Annotated in this window: 24 protein-coding genes; 6 read left to right on the top strand and 18 right to left on the bottom strand. The window is 25.5% G+C overall.

What is annotated here, in order from left to right:
• The first annotated feature begins 8 nt into the window (after positions 1 to 8).
• From nadB to CRU91_RS05165, 3 genes are all read left to right on the top strand, one after another.
• Entirely contained in the window at positions 9 to 1,457 is a 1,449-nt protein-coding gene (nadB, locus tag CRU91_RS05155; RefSeq protein ID WP_113894087.1) for an L-aspartate oxidase, read from the top strand.
• A 57-nt stretch (positions 1,458 to 1,514) separates the two neighbouring features.
• On the top strand, positions 1,515 to 3,050 hold the full coding sequence (guaA, locus tag CRU91_RS05160; protein ID WP_113894089.1) for a glutamine-hydrolyzing GMP synthase: 1,536 nt from the start codon (positions 1,515 to 1,517) through the stop codon (positions 3,048 to 3,050).
• Positions 3,051 to 3,227: 177 nt separating this feature from the next.
• On the top strand, positions 3,228 to 3,542 hold the full coding sequence (locus tag CRU91_RS05165) for an HNH endonuclease (RefSeq protein ID WP_113894091.1): 315 nt from the start codon (positions 3,228 to 3,230) through the stop codon (positions 3,540 to 3,542).
• A gap of 51 nt (positions 3,543 to 3,593) precedes the next feature.
• Here the strand turns inward: CRU91_RS05165 and CRU91_RS05170 are convergent, their stop codons facing one another.
• Positions 3,594 to 5,294 (bottom strand): protein adenylyltransferase SelO, encoded by a 1,701-nt coding sequence (locus CRU91_RS05170; RefSeq protein ID WP_235826954.1) that lies wholly within the window; start codon positions 5,292 to 5,294, stop codon positions 3,594 to 3,596.
• Positions 5,295 to 5,435: 141 nt separating this feature from the next.
• Between CRU91_RS05170 and CRU91_RS05175 the strand changes: the two genes are divergently transcribed.
• The gene (locus CRU91_RS05175) at positions 5,436 to 6,737 is read left to right on the top strand and encodes a M99 family carboxypeptidase catalytic domain-containing protein (protein ID WP_113894095.1); all 1,302 of its coding nucleotides are present in this window, start codon (positions 5,436 to 5,438) and stop codon (positions 6,735 to 6,737) included.
• 6 nt (positions 6,738 to 6,743) lie between these two features.
• On the opposite strand, the gene CRU91_RS05180 is transcribed toward CRU91_RS05175, so the two are convergent.
• Entirely contained in the window at positions 6,744 to 6,938 is a 195-nt protein-coding gene (locus CRU91_RS05180) for a YgaP-like transmembrane domain (RefSeq protein WP_113894097.1), read from the bottom strand.
• Positions 6,939 to 7,070: 132 nt separating this feature from the next.
• Between CRU91_RS05180 and CRU91_RS05185 the strand changes: the two genes are divergently transcribed.
• Together CRU91_RS05185 and CRU91_RS05190 are read left to right on the top strand one after the other, a co-directional pair.
• Positions 7,071 to 7,772 (top strand): alpha/beta fold hydrolase, encoded by a 702-nt coding sequence (locus CRU91_RS05185; protein ID WP_113894099.1) that lies wholly within the window; start codon positions 7,071 to 7,073, stop codon positions 7,770 to 7,772.
• Positions 7,773 to 7,831: 59 nt separating this feature from the next.
• A complete protein-coding gene (locus CRU91_RS05190) occupies positions 7,832 to 8,425 on the top strand; it encodes an FAD-dependent oxidoreductase (protein WP_113894101.1) in 594 nt (197 codons plus the stop codon).
• Between the two features lie 39 nt (positions 8,426 to 8,464).
• Here the strand turns inward: CRU91_RS05190 and CRU91_RS05195 are convergent, their stop codons facing one another.
• The 16 genes from CRU91_RS05195 to CRU91_RS05270 all read right to left on the bottom strand — a co-directional run bounded on the left by CRU91_RS05195 (position 8,465) and on the right by CRU91_RS05270 (position 23,323).
• The gene (locus tag CRU91_RS05195) at positions 8,465 to 9,094 is read right to left on the bottom strand and encodes a hypothetical protein (RefSeq protein ID WP_113894103.1); all 630 of its coding nucleotides are present in this window, start codon (positions 9,092 to 9,094) and stop codon (positions 8,465 to 8,467) included.
• 66 nt (positions 9,095 to 9,160) lie between these two features.
• Positions 9,161 to 10,903 (bottom strand): UDP-N-acetylglucosamine 4,6-dehydratase (configuration-retaining), encoded by a 1,743-nt coding sequence (gene pglF, locus CRU91_RS05200; protein WP_113894104.1) that lies wholly within the window; start codon positions 10,901 to 10,903, stop codon positions 9,161 to 9,163.
• A gap of 12 nt (positions 10,904 to 10,915) precedes the next feature.
• Positions 10,916 to 11,488 carry a dTDP-4-dehydrorhamnose 3,5-epimerase gene (gene rfbC, locus CRU91_RS05205; RefSeq protein ID WP_113894106.1) on the bottom strand — a complete coding sequence of 191 codons (573 nt, stop codon included), beginning with the start codon at positions 11,486 to 11,488 and terminating at the stop codon, positions 10,916 to 10,918.
• Positions 11,488 to 12,390, bottom strand: a complete 903-nt coding sequence (locus tag CRU91_RS05210; RefSeq protein WP_371317910.1) for an MraY family glycosyltransferase — start codon at positions 12,388 to 12,390, stop codon at positions 11,488 to 11,490. Before CRU91_RS05210 ends, rfbC begins: the two co-directional genes overlap by 1 nt.
• Positions 12,391 to 12,452: 62 nt before the next feature.
• The gene (locus tag CRU91_RS05215; protein ID WP_113894110.1) at positions 12,453 to 12,785 is read right to left on the bottom strand and encodes a type II toxin-antitoxin system PemK/MazF family toxin; all 333 of its coding nucleotides are present in this window, start codon (positions 12,783 to 12,785) and stop codon (positions 12,453 to 12,455) included.
• A complete protein-coding gene (locus CRU91_RS05220) occupies positions 12,786 to 13,028 on the bottom strand; it encodes a hypothetical protein (protein WP_113894112.1) in 243 nt (80 codons plus the stop codon).
• A 97-nt stretch (positions 13,029 to 13,125) separates the two neighbouring features.
• On the bottom strand, positions 13,126 to 13,341 hold the full coding sequence (locus CRU91_RS12375; RefSeq protein ID WP_235826955.1) for a hypothetical protein: 216 nt from the start codon (positions 13,339 to 13,341) through the stop codon (positions 13,126 to 13,128).
• Entirely contained in the window at positions 13,334 to 14,350 is a 1,017-nt protein-coding gene (locus CRU91_RS05230; RefSeq protein WP_113894114.1) for a lipopolysaccharide biosynthesis protein, read from the bottom strand. Before CRU91_RS05230 ends, CRU91_RS12375 begins: the two co-directional genes overlap by 8 nt.
• A 133-nt stretch (positions 14,351 to 14,483) precedes the next feature.
• On the bottom strand, positions 14,484 to 15,554 hold the full coding sequence (locus CRU91_RS05235; RefSeq protein ID WP_113894116.1) for a reverse transcriptase family protein: 1,071 nt from the start codon (positions 15,552 to 15,554) through the stop codon (positions 14,484 to 14,486).
• 137 nt (positions 15,555 to 15,691) lie between these two features.
• A complete protein-coding gene (locus CRU91_RS05240) occupies positions 15,692 to 17,752 on the bottom strand; it encodes a retron Eco8 family effector endonuclease (RefSeq protein WP_113894118.1) in 2,061 nt (686 codons plus the stop codon).
• Between the two features lie 4 nt (positions 17,753 to 17,756).
• Positions 17,757 to 18,338, bottom strand: coding sequence for an acyltransferase (locus CRU91_RS05245; RefSeq protein WP_222718406.1), 582 nt, complete (start codon positions 18,336 to 18,338; stop codon positions 17,757 to 17,759).
• A gap of 5 nt (positions 18,339 to 18,343) precedes the next feature.
• Entirely contained in the window at positions 18,344 to 19,345 is a 1,002-nt protein-coding gene (locus CRU91_RS05250) for a hypothetical protein (RefSeq protein WP_113894120.1), read from the bottom strand.
• Positions 19,342 to 20,694, bottom strand: a complete 1,353-nt coding sequence (locus CRU91_RS05255; RefSeq protein ID WP_113894122.1) for an O-antigen polymerase — start codon at positions 20,692 to 20,694, stop codon at positions 19,342 to 19,344. The genes CRU91_RS05250 and CRU91_RS05255 overlap by 4 nt, the downstream gene beginning before the upstream one ends.
• Positions 20,691 to 21,767: a glycosyltransferase family protein gene (locus CRU91_RS05260; protein ID WP_113894124.1), complete on the bottom strand. Its 1,077-nt coding sequence runs from the start codon at positions 21,765 to 21,767 to the stop codon at positions 20,691 to 20,693. The genes CRU91_RS05255 and CRU91_RS05260 overlap by 4 nt, the downstream gene beginning before the upstream one ends.
• Before the next feature lie 24 nt (positions 21,768 to 21,791).
• Positions 21,792 to 22,700 (bottom strand): UDP-3-O-(3-hydroxymyristoyl)glucosamine N-acyltransferase, encoded by a 909-nt coding sequence (locus CRU91_RS05265; protein ID WP_113894126.1) that lies wholly within the window; start codon positions 22,698 to 22,700, stop codon positions 21,792 to 21,794.
• Positions 22,685 to 23,323 carry a PIG-L deacetylase family protein gene (locus CRU91_RS05270; protein ID WP_113894128.1) on the bottom strand — a complete coding sequence of 213 codons (639 nt, stop codon included), beginning with the start codon at positions 23,321 to 23,323 and terminating at the stop codon, positions 22,685 to 22,687. Before CRU91_RS05270 ends, CRU91_RS05265 begins: the two co-directional genes overlap by 16 nt.
• Between the last annotated feature and the right edge of the window lie 33 nt (positions 23,324 to 23,356).

Here is a 23,356-nt window from a genome sequence, read left to right on the forward strand (position 1 = left end):
AAACAACAATGATTTATGACTATATTATAATAGGAGCTGGAATTGCTGGTTTAAATGCTGCAAGATTAATACCAAAAGACAAAAGAGTATTAATTCTTTGCAAAATGTCCACTTGGAATTCAAATACATTTTGGGCACAAGGTGGAATAGCTAGTGCTGTTGATGAAAATGATATACCTCTACATATAAAAGATACACTCGAAGCTGGTGCAAACTACAATGACAAAAGTGCTGTTGAACTTTTAAGTCGTACATCAATTCCAGCAATAAAAGAGCTTATAAATGCTGGTATGAAATTTGATTTGAACAAAGATGGTTCTTTAGCATACACAAAAGAAGCAGCTCATAGCAGAAATAGAATATTACACTCTTGTGGAGATGCAACAGGAAGAGAAATACATCTTTTTTTACTTGAACATTGCCCTCATGAAATTATAACTTCTGCTGTTGCTTGTGATTTATTGATAAAAGATAATATTTGCTATGGAGTTCAATACTTTATAAAAAATGAACAAAAAGCACTATTTGCACATAATATCATAATTGCAAGTGGTGGATTTGGTTCAATTTATAAATATCACACAAATTCAACTGCAAATGCAGGTGAAATGCAAGGCTTAGCTGTACTTAAAAATCTTCCATTGAAAGATATGGAGATGACACAATTTCACCCAACAGTTTTAAAGGGTACAACATTTGCTAGAAAACCACTTTTAAGTGAGGCTTTAAGAGGTGAAGGTGCTTTTATAGTTGATGAAAACAATAAAAGATTTTTATTTGATTATCATAAAGATGGAGAACTTGCTCCTAGAGATATTGTAAGCCGTTCGATATTTGATTATCATAAAAAAACTGGTTTACAAGTATATTTATCTTTTGAAAATTTTGAGAAAAAAGCTTTTAAACAAAGATTTCCAAATATTTATGAAAATATAAAAGATTTAGGATACGATTTGCCTTTTGAAAATGTTCCTATAAGTCCAGCATTTCACTATGCTATGGGTGGAATACAAACAGAACAAAATGGATTAGTAAAAGGTTTTAAGAATCTTTATGCAATAGGTGAAGTTGCTTGTACAGGAGTTCATGGAGCAAATAGACTAGCTTCAAATTCACTTTTAGAAGGCTTGGTTTTTTCAAAAATTGCAGTTGAAACATCTTTAGAAAACAACTTTAAAATAGATATAAAAAATTATGATAAAGAGATTTTAAACTATACAAGAACTACTGAAATTGATAAAGAGATTAAAGATGGTTTAAGAAGAGTTATGTGGAACAGTGCTGGAATTGTACGAGAAAAATCTGAATTAAAAAAAGCTTTAGAGCAAATTGATGAATTTTTAAAAAAAGATATTGGAAGGCTTGTATATTTAAGACTTTTATGTGCAAAAGAGGTTTTAAAATCTGCATTAAAAAGAGAAAAATCATTAGGTGCACATTTTATAAAAGAAGATTAAAAAGAGTTTTTAGATAAAATGCACCATTAAAAAGTGTAAAAGAAAGGTTAAATTTATATGAAACATGTACCAATAGTAGTGTTAGATTTTGGTAGTCAATACACACAAATTATTGCTAGAAAACTAAGAGAAAGTGGAGTTTATTCTGAAATAGTTCCTTATAGCGAACCAATTGGTGAGATTATGGCAAGAACTCCAAAAGGAATTATCCTTTCAGGTGGACCTGCATCTGTTTATGCTGTTGATTCTTATCATCCTGATACTACAATTTTTGATTTAGGTTTACCAATTTTGGGAATTTGTTATGGAATGCAACTAATTGCTCAACACTTTGGTGGAAGTGTAATTCCAGCATCAAGCCACGAATATGGAAAAGCTAAATTAGATTTTGTAGAAGAAAACCCAATATTTAAAGATACTCCTAATGGACAAATTGTTTGGATGAGCCACGGAGATAGAGTTGAATCAATTCCTCAAGGTTTTGAAAAAATAGCAACAAGTGAAAACTCTCCATATGCAGCTATAGCTGATACAAATAGAAATATTTATGCATTCCAATTTCATCCTGAAGTTTATCATTCACAAGAAGGAAGCAAACTTCTTAAAAACTTTGCAAAACATATTTGTGGTTGTGAAAGTACATGGAATATGGGAAGTTTTGCAAAAGAGCAAATAAAACAAATCCAAGATAAAGTTGGAAATAAAAAAGTTTTATGTGCAGTTTCAGGAGGAGTTGATAGTTCAGTTGTTGCAACACTTTTATCTGAGGCTATTGGAAATCAAGTAATCCCAGTATTTGTTGATAACGGTCTTTTAAGAGCAAATGAAAGAGAACAAGTTGAAACTATCTTTAAATCAAGAGGAATAGATTTAATAACTGTTGATGCCAGTGAAACTTTCTTATCAAAACTTGCTGGCGTTACAGACCCAGAGAAAAAAAGAAAAATTATAGGTGAAACATTTATAGAAGTATTTGATGTAGAATCTAAAAAACACTCTGGAATTGAGTTTTTAGCACAAGGAACTTTATATACAGATGTTATTGAATCAGTTTCAGTTAAAGGTCCAAGTAAAACTATCAAATCTCACCACAATGTTGGTGGACTTCCTGATTGGATGAAGTTTGAACTAATTGAACCTTTAAGAGAGATTTTTAAAGATGAAGTTAGAGCTTTAGGATTAGAACTTGGACTTCCAAAAAATATGATAAACAGACATCCATTTCCTGGTCCTGGACTTGCAATAAGAGTTATGGGAGATGTAAATAAACCTGATTTAGAACTTCTTAGAAAAGCTGATGTTATTTTACTCGATGTTTTACACTCAACTGGTTACTATGAAAAAACTTGGCAAGCATTTACAGTTTTATTAAATGTAAAATCTGTTGGTGTTATGGGTGATAATAGAACTTATGATAATACAGTTTGTGTAAGAATAGTAGATGCAACAGATGGTATGACAGCAACTTTTGCACATATTCCACATGAAATACTTGAAACTATCTCAAGAAGAATTATCAATGAAGTTGATGGAATCAATAGAGTAGTTTATGATATTTCATCAAAACCACCAGCAACTATTGAGTGGGAATAATAGAAAAAGATTATCTTTTTCAAATCTAATTGTTGTACTCAAAATTTACTCAGTCACTTATGACTGAGTAAGCTCCTTTCGTAAATTTTTATTCTACCTTGATAATCTAACTTTTTATTTTTTGTATTAAGATTCTTTCTTGTAGAATTAAATAAATTTTATATAAAGATTAATATTATGGCAAATAATTGGAATATTCCTTTATGGTTAGAGGAAGAAGTACGACAAAGAGATATAATTTGTGTTTATTGTAGTGTAAAATTTACTTCTACAAAAGTTTCAAAAAAAACTGCTGCAAGTTGGGAACATATAATTAATGATGCAAAAATTATAACACGAGAAAATATCGCTTTGTGTTGTTGTGGTTGTAATGCAAGTAAAGGACAAAAGCAACTTTCAATTTGGCTTCAATCAAAATATTGTAAAGAAAAAAATATTACTTTTGAAAATGTAGCAGAAATTATAAAAAATGCTATCAAAAATGGGCAATGAAAAAGTATTAATTTTTCATTACCACTACTTGATTTTATAATTTAATCTCTTCTACGATGAACAACTCACATGCGATATACCAGCTATTCCAAAAAAATCTGTTGGTTTTTTTGTATAGTATTTCTCTTCTATCTCTTTTGTTTGTTCTTCGTATGGTTTTGTCATTATCTCTTGCAGTTCATTTACTGGTAGATAATTTCCATTTTGTGCTTCTTGATAAGCCCAAACTAGATGCCACTCTCTTAAAGTATATCTTGGATTAGTTAGTTTCATTTGCTTTGAAAGTTTTTGCTTAGATTCTTCATCATTTACATTTATTTGTAATTTCCAATTTTCAAGCCAACTATTCCATCTTAATTTGATATTTTCATCTTTCAAATTTCCATAAAAACTTTTTTCAAGACTACTCATATCATCAGGGATATTTGATAATTCTCTAAAAAATATTGTATAGTCAACTTTAGTATCTATCATAAGATTTATAAGATTTTCAAACAACTCAACATCAAACTTTTCAATTCCTAGTTTTTTAGCCCACATATTTTCCATCTTTTCTTGCATAACTTTACTAAAATTATTTTCTATCTTTTCAAGTTCTTCTAAAGCTTCTTTATTTGAACTAAGTAGAGGTTTTAAAGCACTACAAAATGATTTAAAGTTTTTTTGTGCTGCAACTGGTTGATTGAAAAATGAAAAATGCATTCCTCCACCAGTCCAAGATTGATATTTTGGGTCAAACATTTCTATAAATCCAAATGGTCCATAATCAAGTGTAAAACCACCAACTGCACAGTTATCACTGTTGAAATTTCCTTGACAATATCCAACTCTTATCCAGTTAGCTACTAATGAAGTAAGACGATTTTGAAACTCATTTGCTAGTAATATTATCTTTTCTTCTAAACTCAAATCTTGATTGATTACTTCACTATATTCTCTATCAATCAAGTGTAAAACAATCATTTCTAACTCTTTTAAAGCATTTTCATGTTCATTTTTTCTAGCTCGTCTTCCAAAAAGTTCTATTTGTCCAACACGCAAAAATGAAGATGCAACTCGTGTAGTAATAGCAACATCTTCTTCAATCATAACTTCAGGCTCTGTTGAATATGAATTATCTTTAAACCAAGGTCTAGTTACTTGCTCTTTTTTAGATGTAAACAAAGTTAAAGACCTTGAAGTAGCAATTCCAAGTGAGTGCATATGTTCTTGAGCTAAAAATTCTCTTATACTTGACCTTAAAACTGCTCTTCCATCAGCACCTCTGCAATATGGCGTTCTTCCTGCACCTTTTAGTTGAAACTCCCATCTTTTACCATTTATAACTGCTTCAAAAACTGAAATAGCTCTACCATCACCATATCCATTTCCTGTTTGAAAAGGACATTGAGCATAATATTCTGTACCGTAAATAGATAGTGCATATCCAGTTGCCCAACCTATATTTTGCTTTAAATTAGAAATATTTTCCATATCTCCTGAAAATAGTTTGATAAAATCATCAGAGTTTATTAGAGTTTCACTAAAGCCTAACTCTTTAAAAAAGTTTTTGCTATGAGAAATATATATTGGATCTTTTATAGCAGTTGGACTTACAGGAACATAATGTCCGCTAAAAACTTCTCTTGGAAATTTATTATCACCATTGTATTTTGCATCAGGGTCACTATTTAGATTTTCTATAAAAGAGTAATCACTTAAACTACTGAGTTCATCAAATGTTTCTATATTTTTTTTATTATTTTCATTCATTATTATATTTATCCATATTTTTATTTATTTTAGATTTTAATATAGTAAATTTATACTTAAATATAACATTAATTCATATCTAAAAACTATTTAGATATTATACAAACCATTTTTTAATAATTTTAAAACTTTAGGAGAGATATGAAGTTTTTTACTCTTATTCTATTTTTAATAACATCTATTTATGCAAACACAAACAAAGATTTTACCATTTATAAAAAAGAAGGTAATGAAAAAAGTCATACACTTTTAGTTATTGGTGGAATACATGGAGATGAACCTGGAGGTTATTTTGCACCAGCCTTTTTAGAAAAATATTATAAAATCAAAAAAGGTTCACTTTGGATAGCACCTAGTGTGAATATCGATAGTATGATTGCAAATCAAAGAGGTATTTATAAAGATATGAATAGAAAATTTAGCAATATAGACAAATCTGATCCAGACTATAAAAATGTTCAAAAGATAAAAGAGATAATCCTAGATAAAAAAGTAGATTTAGTATTAAATCTACATGATGGGCATGGATTTTATAGGCAAACTTATGAAAATGCCATCTTCAATCCAAGAGCATGGGGACAAGCAACAATCATTGACCAAGAGAAAATACACTCTTTAGATAAATTTGGAAATTTGGATGAAATAGCTTCAATGGTAAGAGATAATTTGAATAAAAATATGCTTTTCAAAGATTATCACTCTTTTGGAGTAAAAAATACTGAAACGCAATATAAAGATGAACAACAACAATTATCGCTTACTTTTTTTGCAGTTACAAACGATAAACCAGCTTTTGCGATAGAAACAAGTAAAAATATCTCTGATTTAACAGAAAAAGTTGTATATCAACTAAAATCTATTGAAGAATTTATGAAAATTATGGATATAGAGTTTGAAAGAGATTTTGATATAAATAGCTATGAAGATGTAAAAAAACTTGTTTTTGATTTTGGAACAGTTAGCATAAATAACAATATAAAACTTGATTTAAGTGATATTAGAAAAGTTTTAAGATTTGTTCCTATGCAAAAAGATAACAATGATTTTACATTCAATCACACTTTAGCAAATATGAAATATGTAAATGGTTCATACCAAATATATGTTGGAAATATACTAGTCACTACACTTTTTCCACAATATTTTGATATAAAAAATTCAACTGAAACTATAAAAATAGAAGTTGATAATAACAAAGCGATCGATACAACTTTTGGAAATATTGTAGAAGTTACAGATAGCTTTAAAATATTAAAAAGTGATTTTAGAGTAAATGTTATCGGATTTAGCAAAACTGGAGTTGATAGCGAAGATGGAATATTACTTAAAAAATCTGATATGGTAGATAGCTTTTCAATAGACAACAACAAACAATACTATAGAGTTGAATTTTACAAAGACAATAACTTCTATGGAATGATAACTATAAAATTCAAAAAGTAAGAAAACTTACTTTTGAATTTTTGGTGTACATTTTTTACTAATAATACAAACTGGACAAAAATCAACTAATCCCACAAGCAGTGGAATAATCCCTAAATAAAACCATACAATACCTGTAAATATTCCTATTGCTATTAAAATAATCCCTATAACTATTCTAAATGGTCTACAAAATGCTCTTATTTTATCAAATGTATTCATTTTAAACTCCTTTTTGAAATTATTATATAAGATAACTTAATTTAATATAAATAAGCATAACTTATTATATTCCGTAATATATCTTTCTAAGATGAGTTTATATAAAATAATTGTTTATAATAAGGAGATTATATGAAAAAGGAAAAGATATATTTTATTCCAGGGCTTATGACAGATATTAGACTTTGGAAAAAAGTAATACCACTTTTAGAAAATAGATTTGAAATAATCCACACTCCAATACCAAATTCTACAAATTTTGATGAAATTGTAGAGATATTAAGCAACAACTTCAAAGAAGAGAAAATAAATATTTTAGGATTTTCATTAGGCGGTTATATAGCCTCTTATTTTACTTGTAAATTTCCACAAAAAGTAAAAAAACTTTTTACAGTTTCAGCAACTCCAGGAACGACTTCAAAAGAAGAGTTAGCAAGAAGAGAGTTAAAAATAGAAGCTTTTAAAAACTCTCATGAGTTTGGCTTAGATAGAGAAAAAGCTATTAGTCTAGTAGAAGTTCAAAATCAAAATGATGATGATTTAATTCAAACTATCATGGATATGTTCAATGAACTTGGAAGGGATGTATTTTTAACTCAATTAACAAGTACTTTTAATAGAATTGATTTATTTGAAAGCCTTAATAAACTTAATATTCCTATATATATGTTCTACAGTAGTGAAGATAGACTTTTAGATAAAGATAGTTTAAACAAGCTAGAAAATGAAAATCATAATATCAAATTATTTAAAAGAATAGGAACAAGTCATAATATACCTTTAGAGTTTCCAAAAGATCTAGTAAAACATATAGAAAATTGGATAAAAGAATAAGTATTAATTTTATAAAGCTTTTGATAAAATATAGTTTTAAATTAAATAAAGGATAAATTATGAAATATGATGTGATTATTATAGGGGCTGGTGCAGCTGGATTTGGTTGTGCTTTAAACTTAGGAAGTGCAAATGATAAGTTTGATTGGGCGAAAGATAAAAAATATTTAATGCTTGATGACAATAAGAGTGATTTAAATGTTGGAAGATATTGCAATGTTGCTGGTGTTGAATTTGGTATAAATGGTGTTGATTTATTGGTAAAAATGAAAAATCAAATAAAAAACTATCCTGCAATTGAGTTAAAAGAAGAAAAGGCTACAAAAATAGAAAAAATTGGAAATACTTTCAAAGTAACAACTGAAAATAGTACATTTGAATCTGAGATAGTGGTTCTTGCTACTGGATTACATAAATTTGATATAGAAGTTGATGGTGTTGTAGTAAAAGATAATATTTTTGTTCCAAAACCAAATCTTATTTATTTAGAAAATAAAAATAATGTGATTGCACCAAATTTATATGTAGCTGGACTTGCTAGTGGAGTTCCTACAATGTTTGCTTGTGCAAGTGGTGATGGAACTAAAGTTGCTTGCGATATTTTTACTCAATGGAGTGGAAAAGTTGCTGTTGTTCACGACGTTAAAGCATAAAATACTGTAAGATTGAGATTTTTCTCAATCTCACTTTGATTACTCTTGTTCAGTTTTTTCTGATTTTGGGTTTTTTAAAGATTCTATTTTAGCATCTATTAAAGCTAAAGTTCGCTCTTGAGTTTTATATGAAATTTCAGGAAGTTCTCCACCAAACATTTTTTCTGCCTCTTCAAAACCTTTTACGATTCCTTCTCTAACTTTTGCAAGATTATCTAAATTATCTCCAGCTATACCAATAGAAAACCCAGCAACTCTATCTGAAGTCTGTTTTATACCAAAGAAACCATTTTCACCAACCAAATTAGTTGCTTCTTCTTTAGTCAATTCTAAAATAGGTTTTCCTTTATATCCAATATCTGATAAGCTCATATTGTCTATTTTACCAGTTCCACCTAAAAAATCTAAAACTCCTTGTTGAGCTTTTGTTGCTGTTAATTGTCCAAAAGCATTATCTTTTGTCATTTTAGATGCATTCATCTCAAATAAAATATATTGAGCATTCATAGATATAGCAACTTTTGCTGCTGAATTATTGATGATTTCATCTACTGATTTTTCTTGTTCATTTTGTTTTTGAACTTGACTATTTTGCGTATTTTCGACCTTTGAACTTGCATTTTGTTGAAAAGCGTTTAGAGCTTGGTTTGTACTACTTGAAATTTGCATAATAACTCCTTGTTTATTTACAGTAATTATACATTTCTTAAAATTAATTTAAACTAAAATTAATTTCTAAGAATTCAATTTATGATCAAATTCTGGAACAATCTCTTTTAATTTTACTATTTTATCTTCACAAATAAGAAGTTCTTCTATTTTTTTATTTAATTCATTTATATCAAATTTTGTTGAACTTGCAACTGTAATAGACTCATATTGTGTTTTTGTATCGCTATCATTTATAAGTAGTTCTTCATATAGTTTTTCCCCTATTCTTAATCCACAAAATTCTATTTGAATCTCATTTCTTCCACTTAATTCAATCATTTTTTTAGCTAAATCGACTATTTTGATAGGTTCACCCATATCTAGAATAAATATCTCCCCTCCTTTGCCAATACTTGCAGCTTGAAGCACAAGTTCACAAGCTTCTGGAATAAGCATAAAATATCTTGTTATATCAGGATGAGTTACTGTGATATTTTTTCCAGCTTCTATTTGTGATTTAAATTTAGGAATTACACTTCCACTACTTCCTAAAACATTTCCAAATCTAACAGCTATTATTTCTGTATTTTTTGCTTCTACATTTTGTGCATAAAGTTCACAAATTCGTTTTGTTGTACCCATAACATTTGTTGGACGAACCGCTTTATCTGTTGATATAAGAACAAACTTTTCTACACCATATTGTATAGATAAATCTATACAATTTTTTGTTCCAATTATATTATTTGTAATACCTTCTAAAATATTGTGTTCAACTAAAGGTACATGTTTATAAGCAGCTGCATGAATAACAATTTCTGGATTATATTTTTCAAAAGTTTTTTCTAAAGTTTTTAGATCTCTTACACTTTGCATAATAGGGACTACATTTTTATCTCTTAATTCTTCTAAAATTGAGTAAAGATTAAATTCACTATGATCAAGTAATATAAGCTGTTTTGCTCCATAAACTTTACATTGTCTTGCTATTTCACTTCCTATACTTCCACCAGCTCCAGTTATAAGAACTATTTTATCTTTTATAAAATTTTGAATGGCATTTTTATCTAAATCTTTAGGTTTTCTAGCAAGTAAATCTTCTACTCCGATATCTTTAAGTTGTTTAGAAAACTCCTCTTTTTTTAGAATATTATTCATAGAAGGTAGAATTTTTATTTTATCAAATTTATCTTGCATAGATTCATATATAGTTTTAATCTGTTCTTGCGAAGCTGATGGCATAGCAATTACTATCAAATCAAATTTTTCTTTTTCAAAATAATCGTTATATTTTTCTTTTGAATAAATAGAAATACCATCTATACTTCTGTGATGTAAAATTTCATCATCATCTATAAAACAAATAAGTTTGTATTCACTACTTAAGAACTCTCTTTGAAGCTGAAGCCCAGCTTTTCCCGCTCCATATATTACTAAATTTTTTGTCTTCTTATTTTTTCCAACAGAGTGATAATATTTATAGACATAAACCAAAATATTTATAATAAATGTGTAAAAAATCAAATCAATAAATAAAAGATTAAAAGAAATATGATAAAAATAATACAAAATAGGTGTATACACAATAAAACTAATCAATGCAAGTATAATTTTCATCAATCCTGTTTTTGTAGAAGCTTTTGACCAAGATAGTTTATAGTCATCAAAAAGTAAAAATGAAAACAGTATTCTAGTTGAAATTATGCTACTTAAAGCAAGTAATGAAAACTCTTTATGTATTAAAAAAGTCACTAAATAAAAAGTAAATATAGATACGATAATATTTACTATAATCCCTAAAAATCGTTTATCCCCTATATAACTCATTTGTTTTACCTTCTAATAATAATTTTTATTGTACATAAATGGTGATTTTGTATCTTTAAAAGCTAATAAATTTTTATCAGCTTCAGAAACAATGACTGATTTTTTTTTTATTTTCCAATCAATATTCAAATTTTCATCATCATATCTTACACCAATGCTCTCGCCTTGTGCAAAATATCTATCAATTTTTATCATAACCAAAGCATCTTCACTTAAAACTGAAAATCCATGCAAAAAACCTCTAGGAACAAAAAGTTGTTTATTTTCTTCACTATTTAACTCTATACTTATAGATTTACCAAAAGTTGGACTTCCTACTCTAAAATCAACTGCAACATCTAAAATTTTACCTTTTAATACACTTACTAACTTTGACTGTGCATAATCTAAGCTGTTTGTGTGAAGTCCCCTTATAACTCCATATTTACTATATGAAATATTATCTTGACAAAAATCAACATTAAATCCTAAGAAGTTATCAAAACTCTCTTTTTTAAATGATTCAAAAACAAATCCACGATTATCTTTATGAAAAGTTGGCTCACAAAGTATTAACTCAGGTATTTCAAGTCTTTTATAGTTCATTATTCAAATCTTTTTTTATTATCTACAAATTTCATACTTAAAACTAAAATTATCAAAGCTATCATAAAAGCTACAAAAATATTTGGTATAAAATAAACTATAATAAATAAAACTAAATTTAATCCTATAGAATAATTTGTAACTTTATAATGACTCCATCCTGATTGAGTTAATCTTTGATAAGCATGTTTTTTATGTGCTTGAGATAGCTTTTCTTTATTTAATTTTCTTCGTATTAAAGTCAAAGTTGCATCAAACCAATAAACACTAAATAATATAATCCATATCCAAAAATTGGCTGATTCTTGATTTGAATAATATATAGTAAAAATAGCTACATTATATCCTAAAAGTGTACTTCCTACATCTCCCATAAATATCTTAGCTTTATTCCAATTCCAATATAAAAATCCTAAAACTGCCACAAGTAAAACTAAAAAATGATTCCCACTAAATAAAATAAATCCAGCAAAACTTAAAAAAACTGCTTCACTTCCTGCATAGCCATTTATACCATCTAAAAAGTTATAAAGATTTATAAACCAAATAATCATAAAAAAAGCAAAAATATTTGTAAAAATAGGATTTTGTATATCAAAAATACCAAAAGTTAAAGTTTCAAATCCACCTAAAAAATACAATCCTCCAATAGCAACAATAGCTTGAACTATAAGTCTTAATTTCGGGCTTAGTTCATAAATATCATCAAAAAAACTAACTACTGAAATAACTGCTCCAAAAAGTAAAGCATAAAATAGATTTAGATCTATTTGATTTGAAAAATAAAGATAAAATAATCCTATAAACCAAGTAATGGCAAGTGCTATTCCTCCACCATGAGGAGTTGGAACTGTATGAGAACTTCTTTCATTTACACTTGCCACAAATGATTTTTTTATCATATAATTTTTTATAAAATATGTAATGGAAAAAGATATAAAAAATAAAAGTATATAAATCAAAGTTAAATCCTTTCAAATCTCTGACAAAGTATTTGTAAAATCTTTTCTTGTGTTTTAATACTTGAGATTGAAGCTAGTTTTTTTATAAGTCTATTTTTAGAAATAGTTCTTATTTGTTGGCATAAAAGTATTGAAGATTTTTCTAACTCTTTTTTTAATAAAAATTCATTTGGATATATTTTTCTTTCATCTTTTAAAGAAGTTATAGGAATAATTGTAATAACATCTAAAATATTTTCATAATCATTTGATATTACTAAAACTGGTCTAGTTCCCGATTGTTCTCTTCCAACAATTGGGTTTAAATCTGCTAAATAAATATCATACTGATTCATCTATTTCTCTTCAAAATCAGCATATTTAAAATCATTTGTAATATCTTCCATATCTTGAATATAAAGCTTATCTTTTGAAGCTTCTATCATCGCTTTTTTATATTGCTCTTTTTTATTTTTTTCTATTAATAACTCTAAAGCATTTGATACTAATTCTGAAAAAGAACTATATTGTTTTGTTATATTAGTTGATTTTAATACATCATATAATGAGTCATTTATTGTTACTGTTTTTCTTAACATAAATCTCCTTTATCTTACTACTATTCATACTTTATATCATACTATAATTTGACTTTTATTATATTTTTTCTTCTTTTATCGTCAGTTTTATTCCATATTATACACTATATGGATTTTTTAGATTTAGTTTTTCTTTTGTGAGAGTATTATCTACCTCTAAACTTCCATAAAGTCGCTTATAAAACGACCGTTTTACTAGCTTTAATAAACTTTCAGAAAATGGAATTTTTTCAAAGGTATATTTATTTTTGTACTGATTTAAAAAACTACTTCCTAAATATCCATTTGAAACTGTAATTAGTATTTTATTCATTAATATTACCCTTAAATATAGTTTTTATCCAATTTTCCAATGAATACTTCTGATAAATATCTATATCTATATCTTCATAATTTTCTATTAAAAAATCTGGACAAATTTTAGGTTTATTTCTATCAAATACAAATATATTGTTTTTATTATAAAAATCATATTTTTCAATTTCTTTATTTGTAGTTAAAAGTTTTTTCTTTGCTCCAAGTATTTCAATTGTTCTCATAGTTAAACCAGTTTGATTTGGATGTTGTATATCTATAATACATTTTGATTTTTTAATTATATCAATAACATCTGATTTAGATAGTGGTTTAAATGAAACTTCACTCCATTTAATATTTCTAAAATCTTTTTTTAATAATTTCTGAAAAAAGAAAAGAATTTTACTAGGAGAATAAAAATAAAAAGATGTATTTATATTTGTTCCTTTTAACTGTTTTCCTAGCTCTTTTATAATTTTATACCTATCACTATGAACTGTACCAATAAAACAAATATCATAAACCAATTCATTTTTTGTATCTGCTATATTTTCATAATTTTTTATATAAAATAGTGGTAAGAATTTAATTTTTTTATCAATATTTGTATCACTAGAATCAAATGTAAAATATTTATCTGAAATATCTAAATAGTCTAAAGATGTTTTTTTATTTTTAATAGAATCCCAAAAATATGAAAATATTTTTATATTTTGATGTATAGATTTTATTTCTACAATAGTTTTAATACTTATAGTCTCTGGTGCAATTAAAAATAAATAATCAATATTTTCATATTTTGTAGCTTCAACTATATTTTTATAATAATCTTCTATTCTTTTTGAGATAATACTTTTTAAATTTAATCTTATAAATGCTTTTGTAAAAAAATCATTCTTTGGTCTTTCATCAAAATATATAACTTTTGCACCAAAATTTTCTAACTTTTTTTTTATCTCTATTTCATATCCAAAAAAATTTGGAGCTAAAAATAAAACTGTTTTTTCTTTTAATTTGATATTCATTTTAAATTATATTATCTTGAACATATTTATATAGTTTACTTAAATTTATATCGCTAATATATGATACCATCTACATAACCTTCTCATTAATTTATTTTTATTTTAATTAATTATAATTTTTCTAATACTATTTTCAAAAATCCTCATCTATTTCATCATTATATACTTTTGTATCTAATAAAATTAACTTTTCCAACTTATTTATCAAATCAATATAACTATTTTTAGTATTTTCACTCAAGCATTTATATTTATTATCAAAGACAATAAAAGATAATAAATAGCTTCTATATCCTTTAATTTTATTTTCTAGCTGACTACTACAATATCTTAGCTTATATTTTCTAAAATCTTTAGGAAATAGCTTTTTTAAAATATCTTTTGCACTCTTTTTTTGAATATTTTTCATATAAATTAGTTTTTTTATTTTTAATAATTTCTTATTTGAAATTCTAAACTCTTTTTTTGAACTATCTATTGTATATCCATTAAGAGAAATAGTATGTTTAGCTTTTATAGTTTTTTTACTATTGAGTTGAAAATTCATTTGATTCAATATAAAACTAATTTGTTCTATAAAACTATCTGTGTGAATATATGTTAAATCCTTTTTAGAAGAAAATAGCATATCATCTACATATCTTGTGTATGTTATACCATTTTTTATACAAAGTTTTTGAATTTGAATATCTAAAGATCTAAATACTATATTTGAAATTTTTGGAGAAGTTTTAAATCCCATAGGAAGTACTCGTTTATTTATAAATTTTTTATTTTCACTAATATCTGGTATTTTATAAGTAGTAAAAAATAAAAAAAATGATAATAATGGATATTTTTTATCAAGTTCTATAGTATCTTTATCAAAATATGCCTTAGCTGCATTTGCTATATCTTTAATATTTATAGAATGAAAAAATGATTTTATATCCAATCTTATAAAATTATAATTTTTTATATGTGGTTCAAAAAAATCAAGATAAGATTTATCTGTTATAAAAGCTTTAGAGGAGTTATTTATTTCAATTTTATCTAGGAGATAATTGTTTAACCAATCATGAAATTTAATTATTTCTATATTATCTATTTTATAAAAAAAGTTTTTACCTATTTTAAATTCTTCTACTTCTAAGTTATTAATTCGATTATTTGAATTTAAAAGTAGTTTTATTTGTTGAAATAATTGTTTTTTATTTATTTTCATCGAAAAGCTACCATACCTGATACAAATTACAATATTTCACAAAGTGGACTAAAGATTTATCTAAAATGCTGTAAATCAATAGTACTTTTTGGGCTAGATACGTCAAGCATATATTTAAAAAATTCATTTTAAATCCCTTATCTATCAGATAGAGACTTTTCGACAAGTGTTATTATATCAAAAAGCTCCCCAAATTTTTGTTTAAATATATTTCTAAACTCTTCATCTTTTTCTTTTGAATCATTCTTTTTACATTCTTTTTCTATTGTATTTAAAGAATAATTTAAGAATTTTGTTGTCCAACCTGAAGTTTTATTTTGTTTAGAAATATATTTATTCAAACTTTTTAAAAGAAATTTAGCCTTAAAATTAGTTTTACTATTAATTAGAATTTTATAGTCAATTTGAGTTTCAAATTTGCCATCAAATAAAATCCTAAAATATAAAACTAAAAGTTCATCAGTTATATATCTTCTATTTTTTAGTGTTTTTAAATATAAAAAACTTTTAGGCAAGATAGAGTACTCCAACTTAATCCATTCAAAAAATAAAGAACTACTATGATTATTAATTAAACTACCTTCAATTGTAGTATTTACAAAAAACACTCTATGTAAAATTAGATATTTTTTTATCGCTTTAACATTATCATGAAAATTTATATCAGATATACTAAAATAAAAATTATTAAAATTATACTTTTTACCATGGAACAATTCAATAGTATTAAGATATTTATTGTATTTTTTTAATAAATTAATACTATGTCCATATCTAATTGCTTTTGATTCTTTTCTAAATTGTTCAATTGAACAATCTTTACTATCTGGTAAAGTATACAAAAACTTATTTTTATTTTGAAGTATAATTCCTCTTTTCTTACCATCTCTTTTAAAATTATAAATCTTATCCGCATCATATAAATATAAATAAGGGATAGAACTATTATTATAAGATGGATTTAAACTAGAACTTAAAACATTACTACTAGATTTATAAACATCTATCCTTTTTAGAACGGGGAAAAATTCTTTTAGTTTTTGATTAGCAAATATCTCTAATTCTGTTTCACCTTCTACAAAAAGTATAAATCTACTAAAAAACAGTCTAGCTTCATTATCTCCAAAGATATTTAAAAATCTTTCATCTTCAAATTTAGAATTCATCTTATTTATCATAGTATGTTCTTTTTTATCTTTAGAAAAATGTAAAATCTGATGTTTATCTTTAAATAGTTTTATTACTTGCTTAACAATACTAGGAGAGTGTGTCGCTATAAAAATATTTGGATATGGTCTATTGTAAGTATGAATACTAAATAAATCATAAATCTTTTCTATAAACTCTTCGCTTCTTTTAGGATGAAACCCTATTTCAGGTTCATCGATATAAACAATAGGTGATATATAAGATTTTTTAGTCAAAACTATCATTAAACTTAAAAAAGCTTCAAGAAATTTATAAGTATTAGTTCCATCGGATTGAGTATCTATACTTTTACTATCTATTAAAAATCTTTCTCCTCTTAATCCAGATTTTACAAAATTCAACACCTTATCACTATGTTTATATCTATCTATTTCTAAATATTTTTCTATATCTCCTATATAATTTGAATAAGTTTTATAATTTTGATTTGAGTTTATTTCCGTATCAAAAAACTCTTTTACTCTATCTATTTTTATTTTATGTGGATTAAAAGGTTTTAATCTAGAAATTAAATGCCATAACTTACTCCAATCCTTTGGTTCTATGTATCTAGATGGTAAGTCAAAAAAAGGGAAAATATCTACAATAATATTTCTTAGTTCTTTATCTTCTATATTCCATCTTATAGAATCATCAGAATTTATAAAAAGTTCTAAAATTAAAATATCATCTTCTGAATATTTAATTAATTTTTCTTTTATCTTTTGAAAATATCCAATATTTATATTTTTTGTAGCACTAACTACCCTTGATAAAAAACTTGTATCATACTCAATAGAAATCATTCCAAAACTACTATAATTTGAATTTAATTCTAGTGGTAAAACCCTTTCATTTGTTAATTTCTGATAAAAATATCTTATAACTTTTAATAAATTTGATTTACCTACATTATTTCTACCTATAATACAATTTATCTCTTCAAATCTATCAACATATAAATCTTCAAATGATAGTATATTTTTTATTTTTATGGATTTTATAGGCATATTATTATTCTACAAACTCTCCATATTTATCTGTTTTTCTCCAATCGCCACTTTTTTCATCATATCTTTTCACTATTTTTGCAGGAACTCCAACAATCACACAATAAGGAGGAAAATGCCCACGAACCACTGCATTTGCACCAACAATACACTGTTTACCCAAAATTGTTCCTGCTTGAATAACTGCCCCATATCCTATAAAACAATTTTCACCTATTTGAGTTTTACTAAATATCAGTTTTTGTTCCATAATATGTATGTTAATATCTTGATACTCATGGTCTATATTTGTAATAAATACATTTGCTGAAAAAGTTGTATTTTTACCTATTATCAATTCTTGATTTCCACCCGAAATAATATGTAAGTTTTGTGCTATAGAAATATTGTCTTCAAATACAATAGAAGAATTTTTATCTATTACTTCTATTCTAGCATTTGGCATAATACGAACTTTTTTTCCTATAAAAATTCTTTTAAAATTTCCTATAAATACAGGTTTTCCTATGTATGAAGGTAGCCCAAATTTTCCTAAAAATAGCTTATAGAATAGTCCTCTTAAAATCCAAAATATTTTAAATATCATTTTAATCAACCTTCTTTATCAAAAATAGCAATTAACCAATTTCTTATATAGTATTTATCATATATTTCTTTATCAACTTCAATATATGGTTTTTCTATAAAATCTTTATCGATAATAGGGTTATTTCTGTCTATAACAAAAATATTATTTGAATGATAAAAATCATATTTTTTTATACTTTTGTTAGTAGTAACTAATTTCTTTTTTGCTCCAAGCATTTCTATCGTTCTCATAGTTAATCCAGTTTGCGTTGGATGCTCAATATCAATTATAATATTTGATTTAGAAATATAATCTACAACTTGAACTTGAGATAATGACTCAAAACTAAACTCTTTATAAGATGCCTTTTTCATTCTTTTATCAAATATTTTTCTAAATAAATATGTTAGTTTTGAGCCTAAATAAAAAAAGGTAAAAAAAATATTATCTTTACCTAAACTTTTTTTTATTTTTTTTATTAATAAATAACGGTCACTATGTCCAGAACCAATAAAACACATATCATATTTTATAGAATTATTTTTAATATTTTTATAAATATCTATATAGAATAATGGTAATAATTTAAAATTATCATACTTTTGTGCATCTTCCGAATCAAAAGTAAATTTTTTATCAAATAAATTAAATGCTTTAGTATCTGGCTTATAATTTTTTACAGAATCCCATTTATATAAAATAAAAAAGGAGCTATTATGTATATTTTTTATTTTACTTAAAATATCATAATTGATACTTTCAAGTTTATTAATAAAAATATAATCATATTTTATATCTCTAGTTTTATTTATAATACAATTGTAATATGTATTAATATATCCATTTAATAAGTTTTTTAAGTTTAATTTTAGAGTTAATTTATACCAAAACTTATTACTTGGTCTTTCATCAAAGAAGTCAACAGTAGCCTCTAATTTTTGTAAATTATTAATTATTTCTTGTTCATAGCCAAAAAATTTTTGCCCTATATATAAAATTTTTTTATTTTTCAAATCTAAGTTCAATATTTCCTCCAATTATATTTTTGATTTAATATTTTAGCAGTAATAATAATAAGCCATACAAAAACAATTACAGAAATAATAAGAGTTGGATATAAAAAAGTTGCAATTGTACCACTTAATGGTAATTTAATACAAAAATAAGCATAAAGTCCTATAAATATTGGTGTTTTTTTATTTTTTAATAGAAATATATGAAGTATTTGGACAAAAAAACCAACATATAATGGAGCCAATAATACTCCTAAAAAACCAAAAAGCATCCATGCTTCTGCATTAAAGAGTCCAACAATATATCCTGCTGTTCCTATTTCAACAGCTCTAGGATTATATATTTCAAATAATATTCTTCCAGAAATTTTTAAATCTTCTCCACTTAAAGAAGCAAATAATTTAGATATTCCAGACCAACCCAAAAATTCATGTACATTTGGAAAATATTCAAATCCTTGAAAAATAGCAACACTTTGTCCTACTAAAACACGAAACAAAAGTGCTTTTAAAATATCTTCTCCAACAAAAAATGATAAAAATAATGCTACTCCAATCATCATAATTAGTGCTGTAAATATTAATTTCCCAATACTAACATACCCATAAAATATTATTCTAACAATTAGTAATCCAAATATATAAAAGAATATTGGACTTTTTTCAAGATTATAAGTTAATGCTAATATTACAAGAATAAAAGAATAATAAAACAATAATTTGAATTTACCCTTTTTATAATATAGCTTATACGCATATAATATAAGAGATAATAAAAGAGTAAAATTAATTGCTATAATATCTCTAATAGCAACTATACCAGAAAATCCTATTTTCGCATCACCTCTTAGCTGCCCTAAAAACAATGCATCAGCTCCACTAAATAAATACAATATTGGTATTTTACCAATCATTGCAAATACATATAATATAGCAAGAGTAGATACTATCAATGCACAAACTAATACAAAAAAGATAGAACTTTCTTTAAGCGATATAAAAGGTAAAGTAGGAGAAAAAAAATACTTTTTTATATCTTTTTTTATATCAAATTTTCGTAAAAAAATAAAATTTGCTAATATCATCCCTATTGGAAATACTAAAAATGTATACATAGTAGATAACCAACCATAATACCTTGATTGTTCACTTACATGTCCTGTAATCCCCCAAAAATATTCATTTGAATAAATATCAAATGATGTAGCAATGAGTAGTACACCAAAAAAGGTCATCAATACAAAATCTTTATAAAATATAATTGAAACTAAATTCATTCGTTTAAAATCTAAAGTTCCAGCCGACATTTTAAAAAGAATTGCTGATAAAACTAATACAAATAAAGAAATTAAATATATCATAAATTACAAACTATTTTAAAAAATTCTAATCTTTTTTTTTCAAGAATTGCTGTATCTATAAATCGTATTTCATCATGAGATATTATTACATTTTTATTTTTTTCAATAAATTTTCTTATACTATCAAAATCTAATGGCTTTTGGGTATCTATTTTAAGTATCCAGTTTGGTAAAGACTTATCTATAAAAGCAGTATCATCATATCCTAATATCATAGGATATCCATAAGCAAGATACTCTCTAGCCTTTAAAGGACAAGCTTCTGTTATATTTTTTTCATATGTGGCTAAACTACTTATACAAATATCACAACTTTTTAATACTTCCATATACTGTTCCATATTCATATATCCATGCCAATAAAGATTAGAGCTATTATTTCCATCTATTCCTACAATATGAAAATCATACTCAGGCAAATTTTTTGCTAAATTAATAATATGTCGAACTCCATGACATTCGAATCCAGGAGAGCCTATAAAAAATAGTCCTACTCTTCTATCTTGTAAATTTGTTTTAATAGATTTAAAAGTACTAAAGATTTTTAAATCTATTGCATTTGGAATATAAGTAGCTGGTTTATTGTATTTAGTATAATCTTTATGTTCTGCTATCTCTTTAGTCACTCCTATTATGCCATTTACTTTACCAAGAAATAAGCCTCTCATAAACTTATATCCTATATATCTTAAAAAAGCTTTTAGTGTTTTTTCTTTTTTAAGAAATAATAAGTACTCTCCTAAATCATATGTATTTAGTTCAACTACAGATTTATATTTAGTCGTCAATAAACTCCATGTTCTACTCCAAGTATTGTATCTGAAGTACACCAGATCAGGGTTAAAATTATCAATGTCTTGTAACATATCATTTTGTACTTGAAATCTTAGTTTAAAAGGAGATTTTGAAATATATTGTTTAGATGGTAAGATTGAGTCACCTTTTTCAATCATTGTTGTATAAAGTTCAACTTTATGCCCACTATTTTCCCATTCAGTTTTTTGTCCAAGTATTTTCTTTGTTATTCCATCATTTGTTTTAATATCATGAATTAACACATAAGCTATTTTCATTTTATATTCCCCATATGTAATAAATTATTTCCCATATCCAATTCTTTTTTTCACCTTCAGTAAATTTCTTAAATCCAATCCTTCTAATCCCATTATTTTTTTATTATCTTCTATATCTATTGTAATAACTGAACCAATTCCTATAACTACGCTGTTCCCAATTTTTACTTTTTGGATAATACTACAATTTGGTCCTATCCAACAATTTTGACCAATAGTTACAGAACCACTTATTTCTACACAAGCAGTAATGATAGTATTTTTACCTATTTTGCAATTATGGGCTATATGAACCTGATCATCTATTTTTACATTATCTTCAATAATTGTCTTATCTAAAGTAGCTCTAGCAATAGTATTTTTAGCTCCTATTTCAACATTATTTCCAATTACTACATTTCCCATATGTGGAATTCTAATAGGAGTTCTATCTTCTTCAAAATCAAATCCAAAACCATCTTCACCTATAATAGTCCCTGATTTTATATAGCAATTTTCTCCAATGGTAGTATTATCATAAATTACTACATGATTATTAATTATTGTTCCCTTTCTTATTCTTACATTATCTCCTATTACACAATTTGAACCTATAGAGACATTTTTTTCTATACAACAATTTTTTCCAATTTTTGTAGTTAAATCTATATCTTCTTCTACTTTTTTTATAAAAAATTGATTAACGACTTTTGCAAAAGCAAGTCTAGGATTATCCACACAAATATAAGAAAAAGATACATTTTCAAAAATTACATTTTTTGGCAAAAGAACAAGAACCTTTTTATCAATATTTATATCTTTTGATTTAGAAAAAGTAAAAGAATTACTTACTAAGCCATTTAAAGGCTTTACTACATTAACAATAATATTTTCACCAAATAATTCTTCTTTTAAAAAATTGGCTATTTCTTGTGCTCTTACTCCATAACCCATCTTATTACCTCAAAACTTTCTGCATATTGTGTACCTATTTGAACTCCTCTTGTTTTAGAAAGAGAGAATATAAACTCTTCACTCATATAATCTCTAATACCTTGAGATTTATATTCTTTCAGAGCATCACATTTTGCTTGAATATGTTTTTTATCAAGTTTTATAAAAGATGTTGTATTGAAAGTAAGATTATTCCAAATAAGTTCATATCCCAATATTGTAGTATTTTTAAATGCTCGAAGTCCTTCTTGAGCAATAGTACTATGATCTTGATGTATATCATTTAATGATGGCATCATTACCAAATCAGGTTTTAACTCTTTTCTACGTTGTATAAGATCTTCTAATATTTCTTGTCTAGCATAATTCAGTTTTCTTACTTCATAATTATAAATTATTACATTTTCTTTTTTTATTCCTAATTTAGAAGTCGCATTTATAACTTCCTTTTTAAGTATATCTTTGGGAAAACCATCAGGAACTGACTGTTCTGCTGTAGAAAATGCAAAATAGTATATATTTGCCCCAGATTCAACTAATTTATTTATCATTCCTCCTGCACCCAATTCTCCATCATCTGTATGTGGTGCTAAAATATATACATTTTTAAATTTGCTAAGCATTTAATCTTTTCTCCTACTATTTATTAATGGTAT

Source organism: Aliarcobacter vitoriensis (genome assembly GCF_003316695.1).
Classification (GTDB): Bacteria; Campylobacterota; Campylobacteria; order Campylobacterales; family Arcobacteraceae; genus Aliarcobacter; species Aliarcobacter vitoriensis.